The organism is Cupriavidus sp. USMAA2-4 (genome assembly GCF_001854305.1).
Classification (GTDB): domain Bacteria; phylum Pseudomonadota; class Gammaproteobacteria; order Burkholderiales; family Burkholderiaceae; genus Cupriavidus; species Cupriavidus malaysiensis.
The window spans coordinates 234,005-257,171 of record NZ_CP017749.1; the positions used below are offsets into that span (position 1 = coordinate 234,005).

Below are 23,167 nucleotides of genomic sequence, written 5' to 3' on the forward strand. Positions count from 1 at the left end.
GTCGCCCACCGTCAGGCTCCTAGGGCAACGCAACGAGGCGCTGCCCAAGCGATCGGGTGGCTTCCACCGCGTCGCCGATCAGCCGCTCCACGATCCATCCCGCCGGATGAATGTCGTCGGCAAAACCGCCTGCCGGACCCAGCGAAACGATGCCGGCCTCCACGTCGCCATCGCGGTATACCTTCTCGCGCGTGCGCGACGACAGGATGAGGTCGCCGAAATCGGCATGGCGGCGCACGCCGCTTGCTTCGAGGCGGCGGACTTCGCGGGCCGCGGCGTTGTCGAGGACCCGCCAGGTGTCGCTAAGCGAGTCCATGATGGTGATGGACCCATTGACCCCGGACGCGATGATCCGGCGCTTGAGTGCATCGTGCGCAGCCGTCTCCGCGGCCACCATGAATCGACTGCCCATGACCACGCCGTCCGCGCCGAGTGCCAGCGCGGCGGCGATCTGCCGGCCCGTGCCGATGCCTCCGCCGAGGACCAGCGGCACGCTCACGCTCTGCAGCGCATGCGCGCCGTTGACAAAGGTCGGCAACGGATTCGCTCCCGGGTGGCCACCCTCTTCCATGCCGACCAGCGCCACGGCATCCACGCCGCAGCGTTCCGCGCTCAGCGCATGGCGCACGCTTGGGCACTTGTGGATCAGGATGCCGCCGCCCTGCTGAATCGGCCCGACCAGTTCGCCGGGTGGACCTCCAGCGCTCTCGAAGTGCCGCACGCCCTCTTGCAGCGCGACGCGGATCCAATCCTGCGCGGCAGCATTGGCATCCGCGCGGCGCGCAAGCGTGATGTTGACGCCGAATGGCTGGCCGCCGGTCAGCGCGTGGCAACGGCGCAAGTCCGCGCGCAGTGCGTCGGGCGACGGGAACGAGCGGGCCGTGATGAACCCCATTCCCCCCGCATTGACCACCGCTGCCACGAGGCCGGACTCGCCAAGGATGTGCATGCCGCCGAGCAGCAACGGATGACGAATGCCGAACAGGTCGGTGATGCGCGTGTGGAACGACGGCGCGTGCTGCGAAGGGTGCATCGGCGCTCTCCTACATGCCGGACATCTTGACGGGATAGCGGATGAAGGCCGCCTCGTCGTCGGTACGGATCAGCCGGCGTTCGACGGCGTGAGCGGAGGCGCGCAGTGCCGACGGCTCCACGACTCGCGAGACGGGGACGTCCGCCGCATCGAGCAAGGCCAGCAGCGTGTCCGCATCGAATGTCGCCACGCTGGCGGCAATTGCGGCATTGATGCGCGGCGCATCGTGGACCCGGGCGGCGAGCCGCTCGTAGCCGGCAAGCGGCAGGTCCAGCACCAGCGCCGTTGCCAGCCGGCTCCAGAAGTGATCCTCCAGCGCACCGAGCGAAACGTGGCTGCCGTCCGCCGTGCGGAACACGCCGTAGGCCGGCTTGGCGAGGACATCGTTGCGCTGCGCCGCCAGCTCGTCCAGGCCCGCCTCGTCGAAATGCCCGAGGCGGGGGTTCATCCAGTGCATCACGCAATCCGTCAGCGCCACATCCAGATACTGTCCGACGCCTGTGGTCTGGCGCTGGAGCAGCGCGGCAAGCGTGCTGGATAGTGCGTACATCGCGCCACACAGGTCAGCCAGCGGCAGTCCGGCACCGTGGCCCGGTCGTTCGGGATCGGAGCCCGAAAGCGCCAGGACGCCGGCGGTTGCCAGGTAGTTGACGTCGTGGCCCGGCGACTTCGCCAATCGTCCGGTCTGGCCGTAGCCGCTCAGGGAGACATAGACGATGCGCGGATTCAGCGCTGCCAGCGCTTCGTAGCCGAAGCCGAGGCGGTCCATCACGCCCGGGCGGTAGCCTTCCACGACGACGTCGGTCTCGGTCACCATCTCCCGGATGCGCGCGGCCTGCGCGGGATCCTTGAGATCCGCCATCACGCTCTGCTTGCCGCGGTTGACCGAGGCGAACAGACCGGGCGCCATGATCCTGGCGTTGTCACCGTGTGGCGGGCGCTCGATCTTGAGAACGGACGCCCCCAGTTCCACGAGATTCTGGGTGAAGAATGGACCGGGCAGGAGTTCCGAGAAATCCAGGACCCGGATGCCGGCAAGCGGCAGGGTGTGCTGAGTCATGTCGTGTGCTGGCTGAACCATGAGACAAGGCCGGTCATTCCGCTGACACGCGGGCCGTTTCCAACACGCGCTTCCACTTGCCTGCATCGGCGTGTACATAGTCGGCGAACTTCGGGCCCGGGAGCAGCAGCGGCGTGCCGCCGAACTCGCCGAATTTCGCTTGGATGGTTTTCTCTTGTGCCGCGCCGCCGAAGGCCGCCTGCAACTTCGACACGGCCGCAGGCGGCGTGCCCTTCGGCACGAACACGCCGGTCCACGACTCCGACGTCGCCTTTGCCAGGCCGAGTTCGCGCAAGGTCGGCGTGCCCGGCAGTGCCTCGGTACGGTTCTCGCCCGTGATCGCCAGCGCCCGTAGGCGGCCCGACTTGACATGGGGTGCCGCCGACACGGGGTAGTCGAAGGCTATGTCGAGGTTGCCGCCGAGCAGGTCGGTGATCGATCCGGCGCTGCCCTTGTACGGCACGTGGCGCAGCTTGACACCGGCTACCGCCTGGAACAGCTCGCCGGCAAGATGCGCGCCCGTGCCGACGCCGGGGCTGCCATAGGTGACTTCACCTGGATGCTGCTTCGCATAGGCGATCAGCTCGGGCAAGGTCTTGTACGGCCGCGACGCATTTGCCACGATCACGTTAGGGATGGCGATCAGTCCCTGCACGGCCTGGAAATCGGCGTCCGGCTTATAGGAGATCGACTTGTAGATGTACTGGTTGGTGACCTGCGTGCCCTGCGTGCCGAGGAAGATCGTGTAGCCGTCGGCCTCGGCATGCGCCGCATAGCCGGCGCCGATATTGCCGCCGGCTCCGGGCCGGTTGTCGACCACGATCGGCTGGCCGAGCTGCTTCGATGCGTGCTCCGCGACGGCGCGGGCCACGTTGTCAGTGATGCCTCCTGCCGTGAACGGCACGATGAGCTTGATGGGACGGGTCGGGTAGGCCGTTTGCGCGTGCGCGGAGGCCACCACGCATCCCACGGTAGCGGCCAGCATGGCCATGCGTTTGAACATGAATATCGCTCCTTGTACGATGATGTCGAGCATAGGACCCGCTCAAGCGGACATGGCTTCGATCAGCACGGCATCCAGCGCCATGGCCCCGGCCTTGCTGACGAGTACGGGGTTGAGGTCGAGTTCTTCCACCGGCGCGGTGCCGGCGCTGTGGCAGACGAAATCCGACACCGCCACCAGCAGCGCCTCGAGCGCCCCGACATCGACCGGCTCGCCGCCGCGGAAACCCTTCAGCAATGCATGGCAGCGCGTCTCGCGCACCATCGCCGCGGCTTCGTGGCGCGTGAGCGGCAGCAGGCGACGGCTGACGTCCTTGAACAACTCGACGAACACACCGCCCATGCCGAACGTGATGACGGGCCCGAACAGCGGATCCCGGTGCACGCCAACCAGCGTTTCCACGCCGCCCCGGAGGTCGGACATGCGCTCGATCAGCACACCATCCACACGCGCCTGCGGGTATGCCTTGGCGGCATTGGCGGCAATGGTGCGGAACGCCTGGCGCACGGCCTCCGGCTCGCGCAGTCCGACGACCACGCCGCCGATGTCGGACTTGTGCAGAATGTCCGCGCTGGCAATCTTGGCGACCACCGGACCGTCGAGACGCTGGGCGATTGCAGCGGCCTCGTCTTCGTCGCGCGCCACCTCGCCAGGCGGCACCGCCACGCCAGCACGCGCGAGGATGGCCTTGGCCTGCGCCTCGGACCAGGTGCGGCGGGCCCGCGGCTCCAGCACCGCCGTCGTGCAGATCAGCGGCGCCCACGACGGATCGAACGTCCCGCGCCAGGCACCGCAGGCATTCCAGCGCTGCATCGCCTTGATTGCCTTGCCGAGCGTGCGCACCGGCGGCAAGCCGCCTTCCACCAGCACATCGAAGCCCTCGCCGAGCTTGTCGCTCATCCACACCGGGATGATCGGCTTCGAGACTGCGGCCTGCACCTTGACCATGTTTTCGCAGGCCGCGCGCGTCACCTCGCCATATTCCATCGGCAGCGGGAACAGCACGGCATCCACGTTCGGATCGCTGGCAACCGCCAGCAGCGAGCCGTAGCTGATCTCCGGCTTGACCAGGATCTCGGCAGTCGTATCGACCGGATTACCGATCGCCGCAAAGGCGGGCAGCAATTCGCGCAGCCTGTCGGTTGTCTGCGGCGCCAGCCTGGCGAGTTCCAGGCCGGCGGTGCCGAGCATGTCGGCGGCGAGCGCCACGGTACCGCCCGAGAACGAGTACAGCGCCGTGCGTACGGCCCGCTCGGGCACTCCGCGCGAGAGCAGCGCCGCGGTGTCGATCATTTCGTCGATATCGTCGACTTCGATGATGCCCAGTTGCCGGAACGCCGCGCTGTTGATTTCCGCCGTGCCCGACAGCGCCGCCGTGTGCGACTGCGCGGCCTTCACGCCGTACTCCGACTTGCCGACCTTCAGCGCCACGATGGGCTTGCCAGCCGCCGCCGCGTTCAGCGCGGCACGCGCAAAGCGCGGCGGATCGTTGATGCCCTCCAGCAGCGTCACGATCACCTTGATCTCCGGCATCGCGACCATGTGGTTGATGTAGTCGCTGACCGTCAGGTCCACCTCGTTGCCGCTGGAGCACCAGAGGCCGATACCGACGCCCCGCGCACACGCCTGCAGGAAGGTCCGGCCGAGCCCGCCTCCCTGCGTGGCCAGGCCGATCGGACCCGGCATGCGGTCGTGGCGCGAGGCAGGCGAGAACGTGAAGCCCAGCCCCTTGTTGATGTTGGTCAGCCCCGGGCAGTTCGGACCATAGATACGGATTCCGGTCTCCCGCGCGACCTCCCGCATACGCGCTTCCAGCAGCGCACCCTCTTCGCCCGTTTCGGAGAATCCGGACGTCAGCACCACGGCAAAGCGAATGCCCCGGCGACCGCACGATTCGATGACGTCATTGGCCACCGCCGCCGGCACCGCGACGATGGCGAGATCCGGCGCGTACGGCAGATCTTCCACGCGGCGGAATGCGGGGCGCCCCCCGACTTCGTCGCGCGTGGCGTTGACAAGGAACAACTCGCCCTCGAAGCGCGAGTGTTCGACGATGTTCTCGAGCGCGCGCTGGCCGAGACTCCCGGTCCGATCGGACGCGCCGACCAGCACCACCGAGCGCGGGTCCATCAGCAGGCTCAGGTCTTGAAATGTCTCCATGTTTCCTCCAGTCATTCTTGTCGGGACAGCGTTCATGCCTGCTTCGGCTTGCGCACGGGCAGCTCATTGCGCGGGTCCTGCGCGAGCACGAGGTCCCACACTTGCTGGCCGATGGGGTTCTGGCGCTCCTCGTAGAGGTGCGCGAGCAGGCCGGCGGCGCGGCCGACGAGCATGAAGCCGCGCGCCAGCAGCGGCTCCAGCCCCATGTCGCCGACGATGGCGCCGACGGCGCCGACAGCGTTCATCGGCAGGTTCTTGCCCATCTCCTCGCGGAACACCTTCTCGATCGCATACATCAGGCGCCAGTGCTTGCCGAAGTAGCCGTTGTCGCGCGAGGCCTGGGCCAGCGTTGGCACGCGCGGGTCACCGTTCACATGGATCGGATGCCCGACACCGTAGATCGGCTGCTTCTTCTCGCGAGACTGCCGGATGACTTCACGGGCGCATGCCAGCACCGCCTCATCGGCAGCATCGTCGGCCAGGTCGCGCGCAGCATGGATCAGCAGTTCGGCCGAGTTCTGCGTGGTGCCCAGGAACACGCTGCCGGCGCCGAGCAGGCCGGAGGCCACTGCTGCCTGCATGGCCTCCGGCGCACCGAGGTAGGTCAGCCGCGCACTGATTGCGCTTGGCGTAAGGCCGTGGTCGCAGGCCGCCACCAGGAGCAGGTTGATCATCCGCTTCTCGCGCGCGTCCGGCAGGCGGCCGAGGATGGTAAGCATCATCATCTCGACAAAGTCGAGCTTGCCGAGCAGTTCCTGCGACAGGTCCTTGCCGCGCACGGTGATCCTGTCGACGGTGGTGTATCCGATTTCGGTGCTGATCATTGGGGGATCCTCGATCTGTCTATCAGGTATCAGGCGGTCGGGGCGGTCGGGCGGCGCAGGACCATCATCCGAGCGTCGCACTCGCAGACCACTTCGTTGCGTTGGTTGATGGCCTGGCGGCAGAACTCGACGATGCCGCGCGTGGGGTTCGACGTTTCGCGGCGTCCGCTCACCTTGATGCGGCCATGGATGGTGTCGCCGATCAGGGTCGGCTTGGGAAAGCGCAGGTTCATTTCAAGCAGGCCGACCAGTGACGGTTCGAGCAGCTGGTTGACGACCGTGCGCGTGTTCAGTCCCGACAGGATCGACGCTACCAGCATGCCGTGGGCAATGCGTTTGCCCCAGGCAGTGGCGGACGCATACTCGGCATCGACGTGCAGCCGGTTGTAGTCGGCACTCAGCCCGGCGAAGCCCACCACGTCGGTCTCGGTGATCGTGCGGCTGGCGGTCTCGAAGACCAGGCCAGGCTCCAGGTCCTCCCAGTAGTACTGGAGGGCAGACAGCCCCGCGAGCGACGGCGTGGATGCGGTGTGCATGGCGGTCCCCATCAAACGATGGCCGACACGCCGAGCACCTCGCGCCCGACGATCAGGGTCTGGATCTCGGCCGTGCCCTCCGGGATGCTCGCGCCGCTGGTGTCGCGGAAGATGCGCTCGAGCGGGTATTCGGTCGAATAGCCGATCCCGCCGTGCACACCGATGGCAGTCTTCGCTACCTCGTGCGCGGCCTCGGCCGCGTAGAGCTTGGCGATCGAGCACTCGATGCGCGACGGCAGGCCCTTGTCCAGCGACGCCGCCGCCTTGTAGCCCAGGGCCCGTGCGGCTTCCACGCGCACCATCATGTCGACGATGTGCTTCTGCACGAGCTGGAAATGCGCGATGGTCTTGCCGAATTGCTTGCGCGTCTTGGCATATTCGATCGACAGGTCCAACGCGGCCTGCGCCGCGCCGACCGCGCCCATCGCGATGTTGAGGCGGCCATAGTTCAGGCCGACCGACACCGCCTTCAACGCACCGCCCTCCTGGCCGAGCAGGCTGGACTTCGGCAGACGGATGTTGTCGAGGAACAGCTCCGACGTGCCTGAGGCCTTGAGCACCATCTTGTCGACCAGGCGCGCCTCGATGTGCGTCTCGGACTTGTCGAGCAGGAACAGCGAGTGGCCGCCGTCGCAGGTGACGCTGTAAGTGCGCGCCAGCACGAGCACAAAGTCGGCCGCCACGCCGTTGGTGATCCACAGCTTGGTGCCCGACAGCAGATAATGGTCGCCCTTGTCGTCGGCGCGGGTCTCGATGCCGGCCGGATTCGAGCCGTGGTTCGGCTCGCTCAGCGCCACGCAGACGCCCTTGCTGCTCGCCAGCACCGGCGCGAGGAAGTGCGCCTTCTGCTCCGGCGTGCCGTGCCGGCTCACCAACCTCATGAAAACGTTGGTGATGTTGACGATGGTGCGCAGCGAGCCCCAGAAGTAGCCTGCCTCCTCCAGCATCATGGCCCACGTGACGGCGTCGAGGCCGAGGCCGCCGTCGTCTTCCGGGAGCATGCCGCCGATGTAGCCGAACTGTCCGACGCCGGCCAGCACGTCCAGCGGGATGCGGCGGTCGCGCTCACATGCGTTGATGCGGGGCACCACCTCGTTGCGCATATAGCGGCGGATGCTATCGCGCAGGGCGACCTGTTCAGTGCTGAAATCGAAATCCATGCTTGTTGCCTTTTCGCGGAATCAGGAAGAGAAGCGGCCGCCGGTCACGAACAGCGTCACGCCAGTGATGTAGCGGGCACGCTCCGAGGCCATGAAGGCCACGGACGAGGCGATGTCCTCGGGCATGCCGAGGAAGCCGACCGGAATCCTCTCCAGCGCCGTCTCGCGCAGCCTCTCGTAGGTAGGGTTGGCGCGCATCTGTTCGGTCTCGACGAAACCCGGTGCCACCGCATTGACGGTGACACCGAACTTCGCCTGCTCCTGCGCCAGCGCGCGAGTGAAGCCAACGAGCCCGAGCTTGGCCGCGCTGTAGTTGGTCTGGCCCGGATTGCCGAACACCGAGCGCGACGAGATATTGACGATGCGGCCCCACTTGCGCGCCATCATCCCGGGCAGCACGGCGCGCGTGCAGTGGAACGCGCCCTTCAGCACCACGTCGACCACCGAATCCCATTCCGGCTCGGTCATCTTCGTCAGGTAACGGTCCTTGTTGAAGCCGGCGTTGTTCACCAGGATGTCAACGCAGCCAAAAGCCTCGGTGGCGTCCGCTACGACCTGCTGGACGTCGGACAACTCGCATACGTCCCCGCGCGAGGCAATGGCCTCGCCTCCGGCCGCCACGATCTCCCGCGCCACCTGCTCGGCCACCGCCAGGTCGATATCGGAAACGACCACCTTCACCCGCTCCCCGGCCAGCATGCGCGCCGTCTCTGCCCCGATTCCCCGTCCGCCGCCCGTCACGACCGCGACCTTGCCACCAATGCCCAAATCCATTTCGTCCTCTCTTGACAGTCGTCATGTCGCGCCACATAACTGCGACATTTCGTTGAAGTCTACGTAATACCGCAGAACAGGTCAACTCACGATAGCGAACCAGGGAATGGCCATCGTGTGCTGGAACACTCACTCAAAACCATATAAATCTTTTATTTTCAATAGCTTATAAAAATCCCCAATCCAACACGGAATGCACAATCATGCACATACAAGAAAGGCAGCTTTGATCTTCCCTGCGAAATACCGCAGAATCATCCAATCAGACCTCTGTTGCCACACATGCCGAACTTCGTCCCCGCATCCGCCCGCACCATGGCGGTCCTCGAACTTTTTGCCCGCGAACAGCGCGAGCTCTCCAATTCCGAGATAGCCCGACTGCTCGAACTGCCCGAAAGCACATGCACGGACTTGCTGCATACGCTGCTCGAATTGGGCTATTTCGCGCGGACGGCACAAACGCGGCGCTTCTATCCCACGGCAAAGCTTGGCGAAGTACTTCAGCGGATCGAGCAGAACGACCCGCTGCTTTCAGCGGGAACGGAGGCCGCGACCCTGCTGGCGGAGCGCACGGGCGAAACGGCGTTTGTCGGCCGGCTGGAGGTGGCCAACGTGCGGGTGGTCGCGGTGCAACAGGGCAAGCACCCTTTGCGCTATGTCCTGGCGGCCGGCGAGCGTATTGCATTGCATACGTCGGCGATGGGCAAAGCGCTCCTTGGCGTACTGCCACCGGACGAAGCCTTGCGCAGGCTTCGGCTCAAGCCGCTGCGCAAGGTGGTCCCGGGCACGGTGACCGATGCGGAAGACGTGGCACACGACGTCGAGGAAGGCCGCAAGCGCGGCTGGTACGCGGCACGCAGCGAAGGCAGCGAAGGTGTGGACGCGCTGGCTGTCTCCGGCTTTCTCGGGCCGGAGCCGCTGTCGCTGTCACTGGCAGGACCCGCCGACCGACTCGCTCGGCATCAAGAGGATTACCTGGAAGCGCTGCGCAAGGTCGCGGCAGCAATGTTCTCGAAGCGGGCCGCGTAGGACGAGCATCGGACGGCGGGCATGGCGTGTCCGGGCGGTACACCGAATCAAGTTGCCCACGCTGGCCTGGCATCGAAAAACGTGGGGTTCAAGACCATCCTGTACGACAGCGAGGGGCTGGAACATCCAATCGGTTCGGCGATACGCCTGTGGCCAACCCCTGGCACCGTGCCTTCGTGACGGACGATACCTTCTCCCGGCGTACCGACGTCAACCTGACCACCGCCTAGGCGAAGCATGCGGGCCTGATGCTGGAGCCGCCGGGAACCGGCTTTGCCAACAGCTTGTCGCTGGACAACAGCTACGCCCTGGCCAACGGACAGCGCGACATGCCAGGCGTGGCGGTGGGCGTGCGCCACAAGCTCTGACAGAAGACCTGGTCCTTCATTTCGCGCATCGATCAGGGTTACCTCTTCGCGCCTGATTACCCAAGACAGGCCTGGCACTGAAGCGGCCATCGTCCGACAAGGCAAGGACGACGGCACGATTGTGGCCCGTCCCCCTTTTTGCCCGCACCACCTGGATCCGGACGGTTCTCCGATGACGCCCACCCGGACCTTCCCCCGTTGATCTCCTCGGATATCCCACTTCCATTTACTTCGATTGGCTGTATAGTACTACGACATTTCGAAGAAAGAATCGAAGGAGACAAGCATGAAGAGAAGGTTCCGAGACCGGCTGCGACCGCTGCTGGCAACGCTGGCAATCGCGCCGGCGCTCTCATTCGCACAGGACAAGTTCCCTAGTCGGCCGATTACCTGGATCGTCCCGTTCACCCCGGGCGGCATCACCGACACGGCGTCGCGCACCATCGCCAGGAGGATGTCGGAGATCCTGAAACAATCGGTGGTGGTGGAAAACCGGCCCGGCGCCGGCGGCATGGTCGGCACGGAAGTCGCGGCGCGTGCGCCGGCCGATGGCTACACCTGGATCTACGGCACGCAAGGCACGATGGCGGCCAACCTGGCGCTGTACCGCAAGGTGCGCTACGACCCCTTGAAGGATTTCGCCCCGGTCCACGGGCTCTCGGAAACGTCCACGATCCTGGTGGTCAATTCCTCGCGCCCGTACAAGACGGTCAAGGAACTGGTGGCGTATGCCAAGGAGCATCCGCGCAAGGTCAACTTCGGTTCGGCGGGCGCCGGCACCGGCACGCACCTGAGCGCCGAACTGTTCCAGACCAGCGCTGGCGTGCAACTGACCCATATTCCGTACAAGGGCAGCTCGCCGGCCATCAACGACCTGCTCGGTGGCGTGCTGGACGTGATGTTCGACTATCCGAGCGTGGTGCTGCCGTTCATCCAGAGCGGCAAGCTGCGCGCGCTCGCCACGACCGGCAACGATCGTCTGGCGCTGCTGCCGAACGTGCCCACCATCGCCGAATCAGGTTATGCCGTGGCGCAGGCCAGCAGCTGGTCCGGCATCCTCGTGCCGGCCGGCACGCCGCCACAGACCGTGGCGCTGATCTCGAAGGCGACGGAGGAAGCGCTGCGCGACCCTGAGGTGCGCAAGTCGATGGAGCCATACGGCAGTGTGCCGATGTTCGGCCTGTCCGAAGCCAGGTTCGGCAGCTTCATCCAGGCCGAGATCGTGAAGTGGGGCGATGTGGTCAAGAAGTCCGGCGCCAAGCTGGACTGACCAGGGGACCCTCCACGCGGGGCGCGGCCAAGGCCGCCGCCCCGCGCTGCATCAGGCCATGCCCTCCAGCGTCACCGGGAACCCTGGCAACGGCCCGTTCTCCGTCTCCGTGATGCGCGCCCCCGATCTGGCCCGGGCTTGCGCAACCGCCTCCGCGGCATCCAGCACCGGGAACACCGGCTGGTCCGCGTCGGCCAGGCGCGCCATCAGTGCATCGGCGTCATACTCGGCCACGCATTCCGCCAGGCGCGCATTGATCGCGTCGGCATGCGCGGTACGCGCGGCGTGGGTCGCGCAACAGGCATCGTCGGCGGCAAACAGACCGAGCGCGGCATTCAAGCCGTGCCAGAAATGCTCCTCCAGCGCGGCGATGGTCAGGTAGCGGCCATCCTTGCAGCGGAACACACCGTAGGCCGCCTTGCCGGCCAGCATCGCACGCTGCGCATCGGACGTGGCCGCGGCCTTCTGGCGAAACAACCCCAGCCGCGGCACCATCCAATGCAGCACGCTGTCGGCGAGCGACGCATCCAGGTACTGGCCGCGTCCGCTCACCGTGCGCTGGTAGAGCGCGGCCAGCAGCGCGGATAGCGCCGTGGAGGCGCCGGCCAGATCCGCGATCGGCAGCATGGCCTGGTGCTCTGGAGGACCACCGGGCGCGCCGGTCAGCGACAGCGCGCCCGCTGCTGCCAGGTAGTTGATGTCGTGACCTGGCAGCAGCGCATGTGGACCCGCCTGGCCGAACCCGGTCAGCGACAGGTAGATCAGCCGCGGGAACGGCGCGCGCAGGCTGTCATAGTCCAGTCCGAGCCGGCGCATCACGCCTGGGCGATACGATTCGATCAGGATGTCCGCCTGCGCGATCTGCTCCCGCACCTCGGCCAGGCCGCTTTCGCTCTTCAGGTCGCAGAACAGGCTGCGCTTGCCACGATTGACTGCATCGAACAGCCCCGGCGCCATGCGCCGGGCATTGTCGCCGTGCGGCGGACGCTCGATCTTCACCACTTCGGCGCCCATGTCGACGAGAGACTGCGTCAGGAAGGGGCCGGGAAGCAGTTCGGTCAGGTCGACGACACGCACACCCGCGAGCGGCGGGGCACCGGCCGCATGGGTCGTGCTCATTTCCCCTCCCCCTCTTCCTCCATCACGATCACCGCATCGAGCGGCAGCGCTCCCTCTCCGGCGACGCCGACCCAGACCGGATTCAGGTCCATCTCCACCAGCCGGTCGGCATGCGCGACGACGAAGTCCGACACCTTCACCAGCAGCGCGGTCAGTGCCGCGACGTCGCGCCTCGGCTTACCGCGCGCGCCATCCAGCAACGGGAAACAGCGCACTTCGCGAATCATGCCCTCGGCCTCGGTGGCCGACAGCGGCAGCATGCGGCGCGATACGTCCTTGAATATCTCCACGTAGATCCCGCCGAGGCCGAAGGTCAGGATGTGCCCGAACACCGGGTCACGCGAAACGCCGATCAGGATCTCCAGGCCACCCGGCGCGGCCATGTGTTCGAGCAGCAGGCCATCGATGCGTGCATCGGGCACGTTGCGCGTGACCGAGGCGTGGATGCCTTGCCAGGCTGCCTCGAGCCCGGCTTCGTCGTGGATACCGACCACCACCCCGCCGACATCCGACTTGTGCTGGATCTGCGCGCTCACCACCTTGGCCACCAGCGGGTAACCCACCTCGCGCGCCAGTTCGCGCGCCTGCTCCAGCGTGGCCGCCACACGGGACACGGGGATGGCGATGCCGGCTGCGCGCAGCATGGCCTTGCCCTCGGGCTCGGACAGGGCGCGCGTGGGCACGTCGGCGCGTGGCCGCGCGGCGGTCTGCAACAGCGGCTCGAAGTCGATATCGGCGCGGGCCCGCCAGTCCGCATAGGCCATCCAGCGCTGCACCGCCTTGACGGCCTTGCTGATGCTGCGCACGGGTGCCAGGCGCGCATCGGCATACACCTGGTAGGCTTCGCCCTGGCGTTCGCTCATCCAGATCGGCAGCATCGGCACCGGGCTCTCGTCCTGCACCTGTGCCGTGATGTCGGCGGCGAGCTTGGTGATGGCCCCATACTCGAGCGCCTGCGGCAGCAATACCAGCGACACGTTCGGATCCTGGCAGACCGCCTGCAGGCAGGTCCGTGTCAGCTCCGGATTGCCCATCACCGCGGTGGTGGTGTCGATGGGATTGTCGATGGCCGCGTACGACGGCAGCGCTTCGCGCAGCACAGCGAGGGTCTGCGGCGCGAACTCGGCCAGCTTCAGTCCTGCGTTGCCGACCATGTCGGCGCACAACGCGGAGGTGCCGCCCGACCCCGAGTAGATCGCCAGGGCACCGCCCTGGCGCGGCATGCCGCGCGCAAACAGCCAGGCGGTGTCGATCAGTTCATCGATGTCATCCACCTCGACCACGCCAAGCTGGGCGAACACGGCGCTATTGACCTCCGCCGAACCGGTGATCGAAGCCGTGTGCGACTGTGCCGCCTTGCGCCCGTACTCGGAACGTCCCACCTTGAGCACTACCACCGGCTTGCCCTTGCGCGCCGCGTGCTGTACGGCCGCGACGAACTTGCGGCCGTCATTGACCCCTTCGAGCAAGGTGGCGATGACCTTGATATCAGGTGCATCGGCCATGTAGTGGATGAAGTCGCTCACCTGCAGGTCGACCTCGTTACCGCTGGAACTCCAGAGCGCCACGCCGATGCCACGGTCCATCGCCTGCAGCACGTTGCGGCCGAGGCCGCCGCCCTGCGTGGCCAGCCCCACCGGCCCGCCGCGGAGATCGTGCTGGAACGAGGGCGAAAACGTCAGGCCAAGCCGCTCCGTGATATTGGTCAGGCCCGGGCAGTTCGGCCCGTAGATGCGCATGCCGGTGCGCGCCACGATCTCCTTCATGGTCTGCTCGGCGGCCTTGCCCTCCTCGCCGGCCTCGCCAAAGCCCGAGGTCAGGATGATCGCGAAGCGCACCCCCTTCTCGCCGCACTGTTCCAGCACCGCGAGCACATGCTCGGCGGGCACCGCCACCACGGCGGTGTCGGGCACGGCCGGCAGCGACGCCACGTCGGGCCAGGCCTTGCGCCCGGCCACTTCCGGCTTGGTCGCGTTGACCAGGTACACCTCGCCACGGAAATCCGAATGGTCCAGCAGGTTCTCGAGCGCGCGGGCGCCGATGCTGCCACTGCGGTCGCTGGCCCCGACCAGGGCGATGGAACGCGGGCTGACGAGCCGCGACAGGTCTTGGTATGTCTCCATGATTGTTCTCTCGATGCGATAGTCTGCGGAGCCCGGCGCTACGCCGAGCGGAAAGGGCTGGGGCGCCCGGCGCGGCTGCTGCCGCTCAGACGATGGCCGACATGCCGAGAATCTCCCGGCCGACAATCAGTGTCTGGACTTCGGTGGTTCCTTCCGGGATGGTGCCGCCACGCGTATCGCGGAAGATGCGCTCGATCGGGTAGTCCGTGGCGTAGCCCAGGCCGCCGTGCACCTGCAGGGCCATGCTGGCCACCTCGTGCGCGGCCTCGGTCGCATACAACTTGGCAATCGATGCCGAGACACGCGTGTCCTCGCCGCGGTCGAGCGCCATGGCGGCGCGATACCCGAGCGCACGAGCCGCTTCGACCCGGATCGTCATGTCGACGATCATCTTCTGCACGAGCTGGAAGCTGCCGATGGGACGGCCGAACTGCGTGCGTGTCCTGGCATAGTCGGTGGCCAGGTCGAGCGCACACTGCGCCGCGCCCACGGCGCCCATCGCGATATTCACGCGTGCCCCGTCCAGGCCCTGCAGCATGCGCTTGAGCGCGCCGCCCTCCTCGCCCAGCAGGTTCTCGCGCGGGATGCGGACGTTGTCGAAGCCGAGCTCGGCGGTGCCAGTACTGCGCAGCACCATGGTGTCGACGCGGCGCACCTCGTAAGGGCTGACTTCGCGCTCGACCAGGAAGGTCGACAACTGGCCTTCGCAGTTGTCGCTGAAGGTACGGGCCACCACGATGCCGAAGTCGGCAAACGCGCCATTGGTGATCCAGAGCTTGCGGCCATTGAGCACGTAGTGGTCGCCGTCGAGGTCGGCACGCGTCTGGATCTGCGCGATGTTGGAGCCGGTACCCGGCTCGCTGATCGCCGTAAACACCTTGCGCTCGCAAGCCAGCAGCGGCGCGAGGAAGCGGGCCTTCTGCTCCGGCGTACCGTCGGCAGCAAGCTTGAGGATCGGGCCGTTGGTGATGTTCAGGATGGTCCGCAGCGACAGCCAGGCATAGCCGGCCTCCTCCATCATCATCGCCCAGGTGAGCTGGTCCAGCTCCATTCCGCCCTGTTCCTCGTACAGGCGCCCGCCGATGTAGCCGAACTGCGCCAAGCCCTTCAGGATCTCGAAGGGAAAGGTCTTCTCTTGATCATGCCGGCTGATCAGCGGGGCCACCTCCGCCTGCATGAAGCGGCGGATATTGTCGCGCAGCAGCCGCTGCTCGGAAGTTGCTTCGAAACACATGGGGTCTCCTGTTTTATCCCGGTTGGGAAATGCATGCGGCGCCGGCGGCATGGCGTGCCAGGTACCGCAGATACAAAGCCGGACACAGGAAAAGCCCCATGTGCCGACCTAGTCCTTCTGGGCAGCGGGGAACACCAGGTCCCGCGCAGCCTCGATCACTTCCAGGTACTCGTCCTTGCGGCGCTTGAATCGTTCGGTGGGGCCCGCCAGCGAGATCGCGAACGGTTCGTCGCCGATCAACCCGGCCACCGCGATAGCCGTCACCCCTTCCCCGCCCTCGTCCTCGACCCAGGCCCAGCCGCGCTCACGCACTTCGGCGATCTGCTTTTCCAGCGCGACCGGGTTGATTTCCGTTCTGGGCGCGAGCTTGGGCAGCGCGCGCAGGCGTAGCTGCCGCGCCGCGTCTTCCGGCGGCAGCACCGCCAGCAGCGCCTTGCCGAGCGCCGTGGCATGCAAGGCCAGGCGCTTGCCGACGCGCAACACGTAACGCAATTCGTAGCGGCTTTCCTGGAAGCCGGTCACCCGCACGTAGGCGCCATCGAGCCGGCCGCACAAGGAGGTCTCGCCCGTCTTGCCGGTGAGGAACTCGGTGGCCTCGGCCGCCACGGCCGCCAGCGGATCGTTGCCGGCAATGGCTTCGCTGATCGATTGGAGCCGCGTGGTGGGATAGAAGCGGCGCGTGCGCGCGGTACGCATCAGATACCCCGTCTCGGTCAGCGTATGCAGCAGGTCCGAGCAACTGCTCTCCGGCAGGTCGAGCAGGCGCGCGAGTTCCGAATTGGAGAGCTCGCGCTTTTCGCGCGAGAACACCTCGAAAACGGCAAGGCTGCGCGCGGCAGCAGGAACAAAGCTTGGCATGGGTTCTCCGAAATTCTCGTGATGACAATGCGGCATCCGCACAAACCGCACAGTCTACGAGATTTCGTACGCTCTTCCGTGTTTGACAGGCCATATGACTACGATATACTGGATACTAATCCGACCTATCGTAGTTTTGCAAGACAAAGATCGGCCGATGGCACCCGCGACGGCGCGCCGACGTGCAAGGCACTCGCGCCCGGCGGGCAGACAGATACTGAAAAGGAGACACGATGCAAACTGCGGAATCCCGCTCGCCTGAAACACAAGGGGCACCATCCCTGGCCGTGCTGCGCTGCGGCGCATGCGGCAAGCCGACCTACCCGGCCACCGCCTATGGCTGCCAGTACTGCGGAGCCGACCCCGAACGCGGCACGGTGGAGCAGATGTCCACATGGGGCAGGCTGCGCAACTATGTGACCGTGCATGCGCCGCTGGTACGCGACATGCCGCCGCCGTTCGTCGTCGGCGAAGTCGAATTCGCCGAAGGCATACGCGAAGAAGTGCTGCTCGACGTGGCCAGCGAAGCGGAACTGGCTCCCGGCATGATGGTGCAGGGCGTGCTTCGTACCGACGCCGCGGGCGGCGACCGCTATCCGCTGCGCTTCGCGCCCGCAGGCGAGGAGGTGCAACGATGAACCGCCTGCTCCAGCAGAACCCCGTCTACGTGATCGGCATCGGGCTGCATCCGTACCAGTTCGCCTCGGATACCCCCTATGTCAGCCTCGGCCTGCGCGCGGTGCGCGAGGCACTGGCGGACGCCGGCATTGCCTGGCCGGAGGTGCAGAGCGCCTATGTGGGGACGTCGGCGATCGGCATGGCCACCGGACGTGTCATGTTCCGCCACCTGGGCTCCACCGGCCTTGCCGTGACGCAGGTGGAAAGCGCCTCGGCCTCGGGCTGCTCGGCGTTCCGCCAGGCGTGCCTGGAGGTGGCGAGCGGCGTCTCGGACGTGGTGGTGGCCATGGGCGTGGACAAGTTCGGCGATGGCCGCAAGGCCGCCGACAAGGACGGCCTGCCGCACCTGGCACCGACCGCGACCATGCCACCGGTGAAGTTCGCGCTGATGGCACGCGAATACCTGCGCCAGCACGGCCTGAAGCCCGAAGCCATGGCGCGCGTCGCGGTCAAGAACCACGGCAATGCGGCGCTCAACCCGTATGCACAGTTCCGCAAGCCGCGCACGCTCGAGCAGGTCATGGCCTCGCCGAAGGTGGTGGGCGACCTGACGGTGCAGCAGTGCTGCCCGCGTGGCGACGGCGCCGCCGCCGTGATTGTGGTGTCGGAGGCGGCGATCCAGCGTCTCGGCCTGGACAAGCGCCGCGCCGTGCGCGTGCTGGCATCGGTGGCGAACAGCGAGGAGTTGGAGCGCGACGATTCGTCGGCGGCCGCCGACATGGTGCGCAAGTCCACCGCGCTGGCCTACGAGCAGGCCGGAATCGGTCCGCGCGACCTGGACCTGGTGGAACTGCACGAGGCCTTCTCGATCGAGGAACTGGTCTACACGGAAGCCATGGACCTGTGCGCGCCCGGGGAAGGCGCGGCGTGGCTCGAACGCGGCGCTTCGGCCATCGGCGGCCAGTGCGCGGTCAATGCATCGGGCGGCCTGCTCGGCATGGGTCATCCGACCGGACCGACCGGTATCGGCCAGATCGCCGAGATCACGCGCCAGATTCGCGGCGAGGCACGCGGACGGCAGCACCCGGGCGCGCGCCTGGGGCTGGCTCACATGATCGGGCTCGGCTCGGTGGCCTTCGCCCACGTGCTGGCGGCAACGCACTGATCTGATCCTGCGGGCTCACCGGCAGCGCATGCGTCCGACAAACCCGCAGGCAAGCATCGGCGCGAACATCGGCGCGAACATCATTCCAAGCAAGGAGACATCGATGCAATTCGAAACCCTGTTGTACGAAGTGGTCGAGGGCGTGGCCATCATCCGGCTGAACCGCCCGGAGCGCATGAACACACTCGGCGGCACCATGAAGCCGGATCTTGCCAAGGCCTTCTTCGAGCTGGCGCGGGACGACAGCAGCGTTCGCTGCGTGGTGCTGACCGGCACCGGCGACAAGGCGTTCTGCGCCGGCGCGGACATCAAGGAGCGCGCGGGCGGCACGGCGCACCCCGCCGATTACTACGTCACGCAGCAGAGGACGCATGAACTGTTCCGCGGCATCGAGGAATTCGAGAAGCCCGTGATTGCCGCCATCAACGGCGTGGCGCTCGGGGGCGGCCTGGAACTGGCCCTGTGCGCCGATATCCGGCTGGCGGCGCGATCGGCACGATTCGGCCTGCCCGAGATCAAGCTCGGCGTCATCCCCGCCGCGGGCGGCACGCAGCGCCTGCCGCGCGTGGTGGGCCAGGCCGTGGCCAAGGAACTGATCTTCACCAGCGACCTGATCAGCGCCGACGCGGCGAAAGACATCCGCCTGGTGAACCGTGTGGTCGACGACGACAAGCTGATGGACGAAGCATTGGCGATGGCCCGGCGCATCGCCGCGCAACCGCCCCTGGCCGTGCGCTTCGCGAAACGGTCGGTCAACCTCGGCATGCAAGGCTCGGTCGACCTGGGCCTGCAGTTCGAATGCTACGGCGCGGCCATGGTGATGGACAGCGAGGACAGGAAGGAAGGGATGCGCGCATTCGTCGAGAAGCGCGCGCCCCGCTTCGTCGGGCGCTGAGCCCGCACGCAGACGTCATCGGAATATCGAAACATCGAAGCATCTGAACATCGAAAACTGGAGGAGAACGGAATGGAACTGCATCTGCAAGGCAAGGTAGCCCTGGTGACTGGCGGCGGACAAGGCGTGGGCCGGCGCATCTGCCTGGAGCTCGCCGGAGAAGGCGTCAACGTCGTGGTCAACGACTACTTCCTGGAGCGCGCGCAGGCGGTACAGCAGGAAATCGAAGCGGCAGGCGGCCAGGCATTGGCGGTGCAGGCCGACATCGGCGACGCCGAGCAGGTGGAGCGCATGTTCGCGCTGGCGCGTGAACGCTTCGGCGACGTCGACATCCTGGTGAACAACGCCGGCGTGACCGTGGCGCGCCGCACCAAGGGCGGCATGCCGCCGACGTTCATGGAAATGCCGGTGGAGGACTGGAAGGAAGTCGTCGACCTGAACGTCTACGGCGTGATGAACTGCTGCCACAGCGCCCTGCCCGGCATGCAACGCAAGGGCGGCGGCAAGATCGTCAACATCATGTCCGAAGCCGGCCGTGTCGGCGAGGCACGCCTGGCGGTCTACTCGGGTGCCAAGGCGGCCATGCTGGGATTCGCCAAGGCGATCGCTCAGGAGCACGGCCGCGATTGCATCAACGTCAACACCATCGCATTGGGCGCCGTCTCGCACGAAGGCATCGCCAACGGCCCGCTGCATCCGTCGGCCACGCCCGACACCGACGAGCGTCTCAAGAAGATGCTGGGCGCCTACCCGATCGGGCGCGGGCTGGGGAGGCTGTCGCGACCGGAGGACATCTCCGGCGTGGTGGCATTCCTGGCATCGGACCGCGCGGCCTTCATCACCGGCCAGAGTCTCGGCGTGAGCGGCGGCTACGTGATGCTGTGATGTCGCGCTGACGAGTGCCGCATCCAGACGTCCAAGGCAGAAGACCGCGTGCGTCGGACAACATCCGGCCACGCGGTCGAATGCATTTTCCATACGCGGCTGGGCCATAGACGCTAGAGAAATACCGGGCCGCCCAACAAGGCAAAGCGGCCTGAATTCCTCGGCGATGGGATTCGTGGAGCAGGGGCAAGGTCAATCAATCCCAGAGTCTGCTTGTGAAGCTGCCCACGCAGCGCACGCGGATAGGAGACATAACATGCAACTGCCGCCCACGGAATGGACCACCATCCAGGTGCCCGCCGATAGTCGAACCAACGATTTCGAGGCGGTCTTCGGCCCTGGCCGACGCTGGCGCATTTCCACTCCGGCGGCGCCTTCCACCTTTGTGGGGCAACTGCGGCAGCATGAGTTGGCAGGTGCCACGCTGGTAAGCATCACGGGCACCCAATCCGTGGGGCAACTACCCACTGCGAGGCGTGGCGGGCCAAGTGACGAGTTGTACCTGGCGTTGCAATTGAACCTCAGCGGCCGCGAGCGGATACAGTCACCGGATGCGCACTGGGACGAGGAAATGCGCCCGGGCGACATGATTCTGTGGCGCACCGACCAGCGGCACAGCTTCGAGGTGCTGGAACCGATGCAGAACGTGTCGCTGATGATTCCATGGCAGCTCATGCGCGAACACCTGCCGCAGCGCCGGGAACCACCCGCCATGTGCCGCATCGAGAGCCATTCCGGCATCGGCCTGCTGCTGGCACAGCACCTGCTTGGCCTGGCTCGGGAAGTCGGCAGCGTGAAGCCGACCGCCCACGCCACCCTGTGCCGCACCTCCATTGAACTGCTGGACATCGCCCTGCCGGGCCTGGAGCGCGCAAGCAAGTTCAACGCCAAGGCCGTGCTGCGCGAACGCGTGCGCGCCTACATCGCCGGGCATCTGCATGAAGACGATCTAAGCCCGGCACGGATTGCTGCCGCGCATGGCGTCTCGCTGCGCTATCTGCAGGCACTGTTCGCGGGCGGCGACGCGACGGTGGCCGGCCACATTCTCGAAAGTCGGCTGGCCAGATGCTGGCAGGCGCTGACCGATCCGGCCTGCCAGCACCTGCAAGTATCGGACATCGCCTTCCGCTGGGGCTTCAAGTCCGCCAGTCACTTCTGCCACGTGTTCAAGCAGCGCTATCAGCTCACGCCGGGCGAGATGCGCCGCATGGCCGCACGCTGAGCCCCTGAGCGCGCTCCCGGCCCCCGGTCGAGCAAACCGGGGTTTTCCCTGCGCGAATCGACAACGCGTCGTGCGCGCGCAAGCAAAGCGCGCGCGCCCCAAACGCTGATGATTTCAAGCTACCCGATAGCGCCGGTGGCATACACGGCGCTGGGCGGGCGCGGATTTCACTGAGGACGGCGCAAGGATGGCAATCATTGATTTCTTCGATCGGGGGTGGCGCATCAACGCCCGCGGCATCGCCTATATCCAAGGCGAGCGCAGCTACTCATTCCAGCAGGCCGGGGAGCTTTCGTGCCGCATCGCCAATGGCCTGATCGCCGCCGGATTTGCAAAGCAGACCAAGGCGGCCGTCTGGGCCGGCAACGACGTCACGGCCTGGCTCTGCACGCTGGGCGTGTGGCGCTCCGGCATGACGTACATCCCGGTCAGCGGGACCAACGCGCCCAACGACTGCCAGTACGTCCTCGATCAATTCGACTGCGAGGCGCTGTTCTTCACCCAGGCCTACGCGCAGACCATCGAGACGCTGCGCCCCAGCCTGCCGAAGATCCGGCTGTGGGTGTGCGTCGACGCCGATCTGTCGTGGGCGCCATCGCTCGCGAAGTGGGTCGATGGCCAGCCGTCGACCAAGCCGCTCGTCGACTACGGCATGGACGATGTGGTGTCGATTTCCGCCACGGGCGGCACGACCGGGGTGCCCAAGGGTGTGATGAACACGCATCGCTCCATGCAGACCTACTTCGCGCACTACATGATGGCGTTTACGTATGGCGCATCGGAGCGCCCGGTGAATCTCGCCGCGGCGCCGATGACCCATACCGCGGGGTCAATGTCGCTTCCGTGCACCGCACGCGGTGGCACGGTGGTGGTGATCACGAAGCCCGATTCGGAATTGCTGCTGGACGCGATCGCCACGCATCGGGTCACGGAGTTTTTCCTGCCCCCGACGGTCATCTACCGCCTGCTCGACATGCCCGGTATCGAAGCGCGGGACTTCTCGTCGGTCAAGTACCTCATGTACGGCGCTGCGCCCATGTCGGTGGACAAGCTCAAGCGTGCGATCGAAGTGTTCGGCCCGGTAATGGCTGAGGGCTACGGCCAGACCGAATGCCCAGCGTCGATTTCCAACCTGATGCCGGCCGAGCATTTCGTCAACGGCAAGATCGCGCCGGACAAACGGCTATCCTCGGTCGGTCGCCCCAATCCGCTGATTCGCGTCGAGATCATGAACGACCGCAACGAGATCCTGGCTCCGGGCGAGAGCGGCGAGATCTGCGTGCGCGGCGACCTCGTGATGAAGGGCTACTACAAGGCGCCGGACAAGACCGCCGAAGCCATCATCGACGGCTGGCTGCACACCGGCGACGTCGGCCATCTCGATGCCGAAGGCTATCTGCACATCACCGACCGCAAGAAGGACATGATCATCAGCGGCGGCTTCAATGTCTATCCGAGCGAAGTCGAGCAGGTCATCTGGTCACACCCCGCGGTGCAGGACTGCGCGGTGATCGGCGTGCCCGATGAAGAATGGGGCGAAGCGGTGAAGGCGGTCGTCGAGCTCAATGCTGGCCAAAGTGTGAGCGCCGAAGAACTCATCGCGCTGTGCAAGAGCAAGATCGGCTCCGTCAAGTCCCCCAAGAGTGTTGACTTTGTCATTGCGCTGCCGCGCAGCGCGATCGGCAAGGTGCTGAAGAAGGACCTGCGCGCCCATTACTGGCAGGGCCAGCAACGCAAGATCTGAATCGCCCGTCCTTTTCCGTTCCACGAGCGAGAGACATGCCCATGAGCGACAAGCCCCTACATCGGCCGGCATCGCCACGACCTTGTC

Annotated in this window: 20 protein-coding genes and 1 pseudogene; 9 read left to right on the forward strand and 12 right to left on the reverse strand. The window is 66.3% G+C overall.

Features of this window, described 5'->3' with window-relative positions; genetic code table 11:
- Positions 1-19: 19 nt before the first annotated feature.
- Genes BKK79_RS21170 through fabG form a run of 8 tightly spaced genes read right to left on the reverse strand, consistent with a single transcriptional unit; the run spans position 20 to position 8,550 of the window.
- A complete protein-coding gene (locus BKK79_RS21170; protein WP_071038698.1) occupies positions 20-1,033 on the reverse strand; it encodes an NAD(P)H-dependent flavin oxidoreductase in 1,014 nt (337 codons plus the stop codon).
- A 10-nt stretch (positions 1,034-1,043) separates the two neighbouring features.
- On the reverse strand, positions 1,044-2,093 hold the full coding sequence (locus BKK79_RS21175; protein WP_071038699.1) for a CaiB/BaiF CoA transferase family protein: 1,050 nt from the start codon (positions 2,091-2,093) through the stop codon (positions 1,044-1,046).
- Positions 2,094-2,127: 34 nt separating this feature from the next.
- Entirely contained in the window at positions 2,128-3,096 is a 969-nt protein-coding gene (locus BKK79_RS21180) for a Bug family tripartite tricarboxylate transporter substrate binding protein (RefSeq protein WP_071038700.1), read from the reverse strand.
- A 42-nt stretch (positions 3,097-3,138) separates the two neighbouring features.
- The gene (locus tag BKK79_RS21185; RefSeq protein WP_071038701.1) at positions 3,139-5,256 is read right to left on the reverse strand and encodes an acetate--CoA ligase family protein; all 2,118 of its coding nucleotides are present in this window, start codon (positions 5,254-5,256) and stop codon (positions 3,139-3,141) included.
- Positions 5,257-5,288: 32 nt separating this feature from the next.
- Positions 5,289-6,080 carry a citryl-CoA lyase gene (locus BKK79_RS21190; protein WP_071038702.1) on the reverse strand — a complete coding sequence of 264 codons (792 nt, stop codon included), beginning with the start codon at positions 6,078-6,080 and terminating at the stop codon, positions 5,289-5,291.
- A 29-nt stretch (positions 6,081-6,109) separates the two neighbouring features.
- Positions 6,110-6,616 (reverse strand): MaoC family dehydratase, encoded by a 507-nt coding sequence (locus BKK79_RS21195; protein ID WP_071040273.1) that lies wholly within the window; start codon positions 6,614-6,616, stop codon positions 6,110-6,112.
- A gap of 11 nt (positions 6,617-6,627) precedes the next feature.
- On the reverse strand, positions 6,628-7,776 hold the full coding sequence (locus BKK79_RS21200; protein WP_071038703.1) for an acyl-CoA dehydrogenase family protein: 1,149 nt from the start codon (positions 7,774-7,776) through the stop codon (positions 6,628-6,630).
- Positions 7,777-7,797: 21 nt separating this feature from the next.
- Complete coding sequence (gene fabG, locus BKK79_RS21205) at positions 7,798-8,550, reverse strand: 3-oxoacyl-ACP reductase FabG (RefSeq protein WP_071038704.1); 753 nt, start codon at positions 8,548-8,550, stop codon at positions 7,798-7,800.
- A gap of 282 nt (positions 8,551-8,832) precedes the next feature.
- Here fabG and BKK79_RS21210 point away from each other — a divergent pair, with 282 nt between their 5' ends.
- The 3 genes and pseudogenes from BKK79_RS21210 to BKK79_RS21215 all read left to right on the forward strand — a co-directional run bounded on the left by BKK79_RS21210 (position 8,833) and on the right by BKK79_RS21215 (position 11,217).
- Positions 8,833-9,579: an IclR family transcriptional regulator gene (locus tag BKK79_RS21210; RefSeq protein WP_071038705.1), complete on the forward strand. Its 747-nt coding sequence runs from the start codon at positions 8,833-8,835 to the stop codon at positions 9,577-9,579.
- Between the two features lie 134 nt (positions 9,580-9,713).
- Positions 9,714-9,947 (forward strand): annotated as a pseudogene (locus BKK79_RS42330) (porin); the annotation flags it as partial.
- Between the two features lie 286 nt (positions 9,948-10,233).
- On the forward strand, positions 10,234-11,217 hold the full coding sequence (locus BKK79_RS21215; RefSeq protein WP_071038706.1) for a Bug family tripartite tricarboxylate transporter substrate binding protein: 984 nt from the start codon (positions 10,234-10,236) through the stop codon (positions 11,215-11,217).
- A 51-nt stretch (positions 11,218-11,268) separates the two neighbouring features.
- Here the strand turns inward: BKK79_RS21215 and BKK79_RS21220 are convergent, their stop codons facing one another.
- The 4 genes from BKK79_RS21220 to BKK79_RS21235 all read right to left on the reverse strand — a co-directional run bounded on the left by BKK79_RS21220 (position 11,269) and on the right by BKK79_RS21235 (position 16,551).
- Positions 11,269-12,336 carry a CaiB/BaiF CoA transferase family protein gene (locus BKK79_RS21220; protein WP_071038707.1) on the reverse strand — a complete coding sequence of 356 codons (1,068 nt, stop codon included), beginning with the start codon at positions 12,334-12,336 and terminating at the stop codon, positions 11,269-11,271.
- A complete protein-coding gene (locus tag BKK79_RS21225; protein WP_071038708.1) occupies positions 12,333-14,459 on the reverse strand; it encodes an acetate--CoA ligase family protein in 2,127 nt (708 codons plus the stop codon). The genes BKK79_RS21220 and BKK79_RS21225 overlap by 4 nt, the downstream gene beginning before the upstream one ends.
- An 85-nt stretch (positions 14,460-14,544) precedes the next feature.
- Entirely contained in the window at positions 14,545-15,693 is a 1,149-nt protein-coding gene (locus BKK79_RS21230; protein ID WP_071038709.1) for an acyl-CoA dehydrogenase family protein, read from the reverse strand.
- Between the two features lie 108 nt (positions 15,694-15,801).
- Complete coding sequence (locus tag BKK79_RS21235) at positions 15,802-16,551, reverse strand: IclR family transcriptional regulator (protein ID WP_071038710.1); 750 nt, start codon at positions 16,549-16,551, stop codon at positions 15,802-15,804.
- Positions 16,552-16,784: 233 nt separating this feature from the next.
- Between BKK79_RS21235 and BKK79_RS21240 the strand changes: the two genes are divergently transcribed.
- The 6 genes from BKK79_RS21240 to BKK79_RS21265 all read left to right on the forward strand — a co-directional run bounded on the left by BKK79_RS21240 (position 16,785) and on the right by BKK79_RS21265 (position 23,080).
- Entirely contained in the window at positions 16,785-17,189 is a 405-nt protein-coding gene (locus tag BKK79_RS21240) for a Zn-ribbon domain-containing OB-fold protein (protein ID WP_071038711.1), read from the forward strand.
- Entirely contained in the window at positions 17,186-18,334 is a 1,149-nt protein-coding gene (locus BKK79_RS21245) for a thiolase family protein (protein ID WP_071038712.1), read from the forward strand. The genes BKK79_RS21240 and BKK79_RS21245 overlap by 4 nt, the downstream gene beginning before the upstream one ends.
- 103 nt (positions 18,335-18,437) lie before the next feature.
- Positions 18,438-19,229, forward strand: a complete 792-nt coding sequence (locus BKK79_RS21250; protein WP_071038713.1) for an enoyl-CoA hydratase/isomerase family protein — start codon at positions 18,438-18,440, stop codon at positions 19,227-19,229.
- Between the two features lie 72 nt (positions 19,230-19,301).
- Positions 19,302-20,114: an SDR family NAD(P)-dependent oxidoreductase gene (locus BKK79_RS21255; protein WP_071038714.1), complete on the forward strand. Its 813-nt coding sequence runs from the start codon at positions 19,302-19,304 to the stop codon at positions 20,112-20,114.
- A gap of 292 nt (positions 20,115-20,406) precedes the next feature.
- Complete coding sequence (locus BKK79_RS21260) at positions 20,407-21,336, forward strand: helix-turn-helix domain-containing protein (protein ID WP_232346421.1); 930 nt, start codon at positions 20,407-20,409, stop codon at positions 21,334-21,336.
- Between the two features lie 187 nt (positions 21,337-21,523).
- On the forward strand, positions 21,524-23,080 hold the full coding sequence (locus BKK79_RS21265; RefSeq protein ID WP_071038716.1) for a class I adenylate-forming enzyme family protein: 1,557 nt from the start codon (positions 21,524-21,526) through the stop codon (positions 23,078-23,080).
- Positions 23,081-23,167 lie beyond the last annotated feature (87 nt).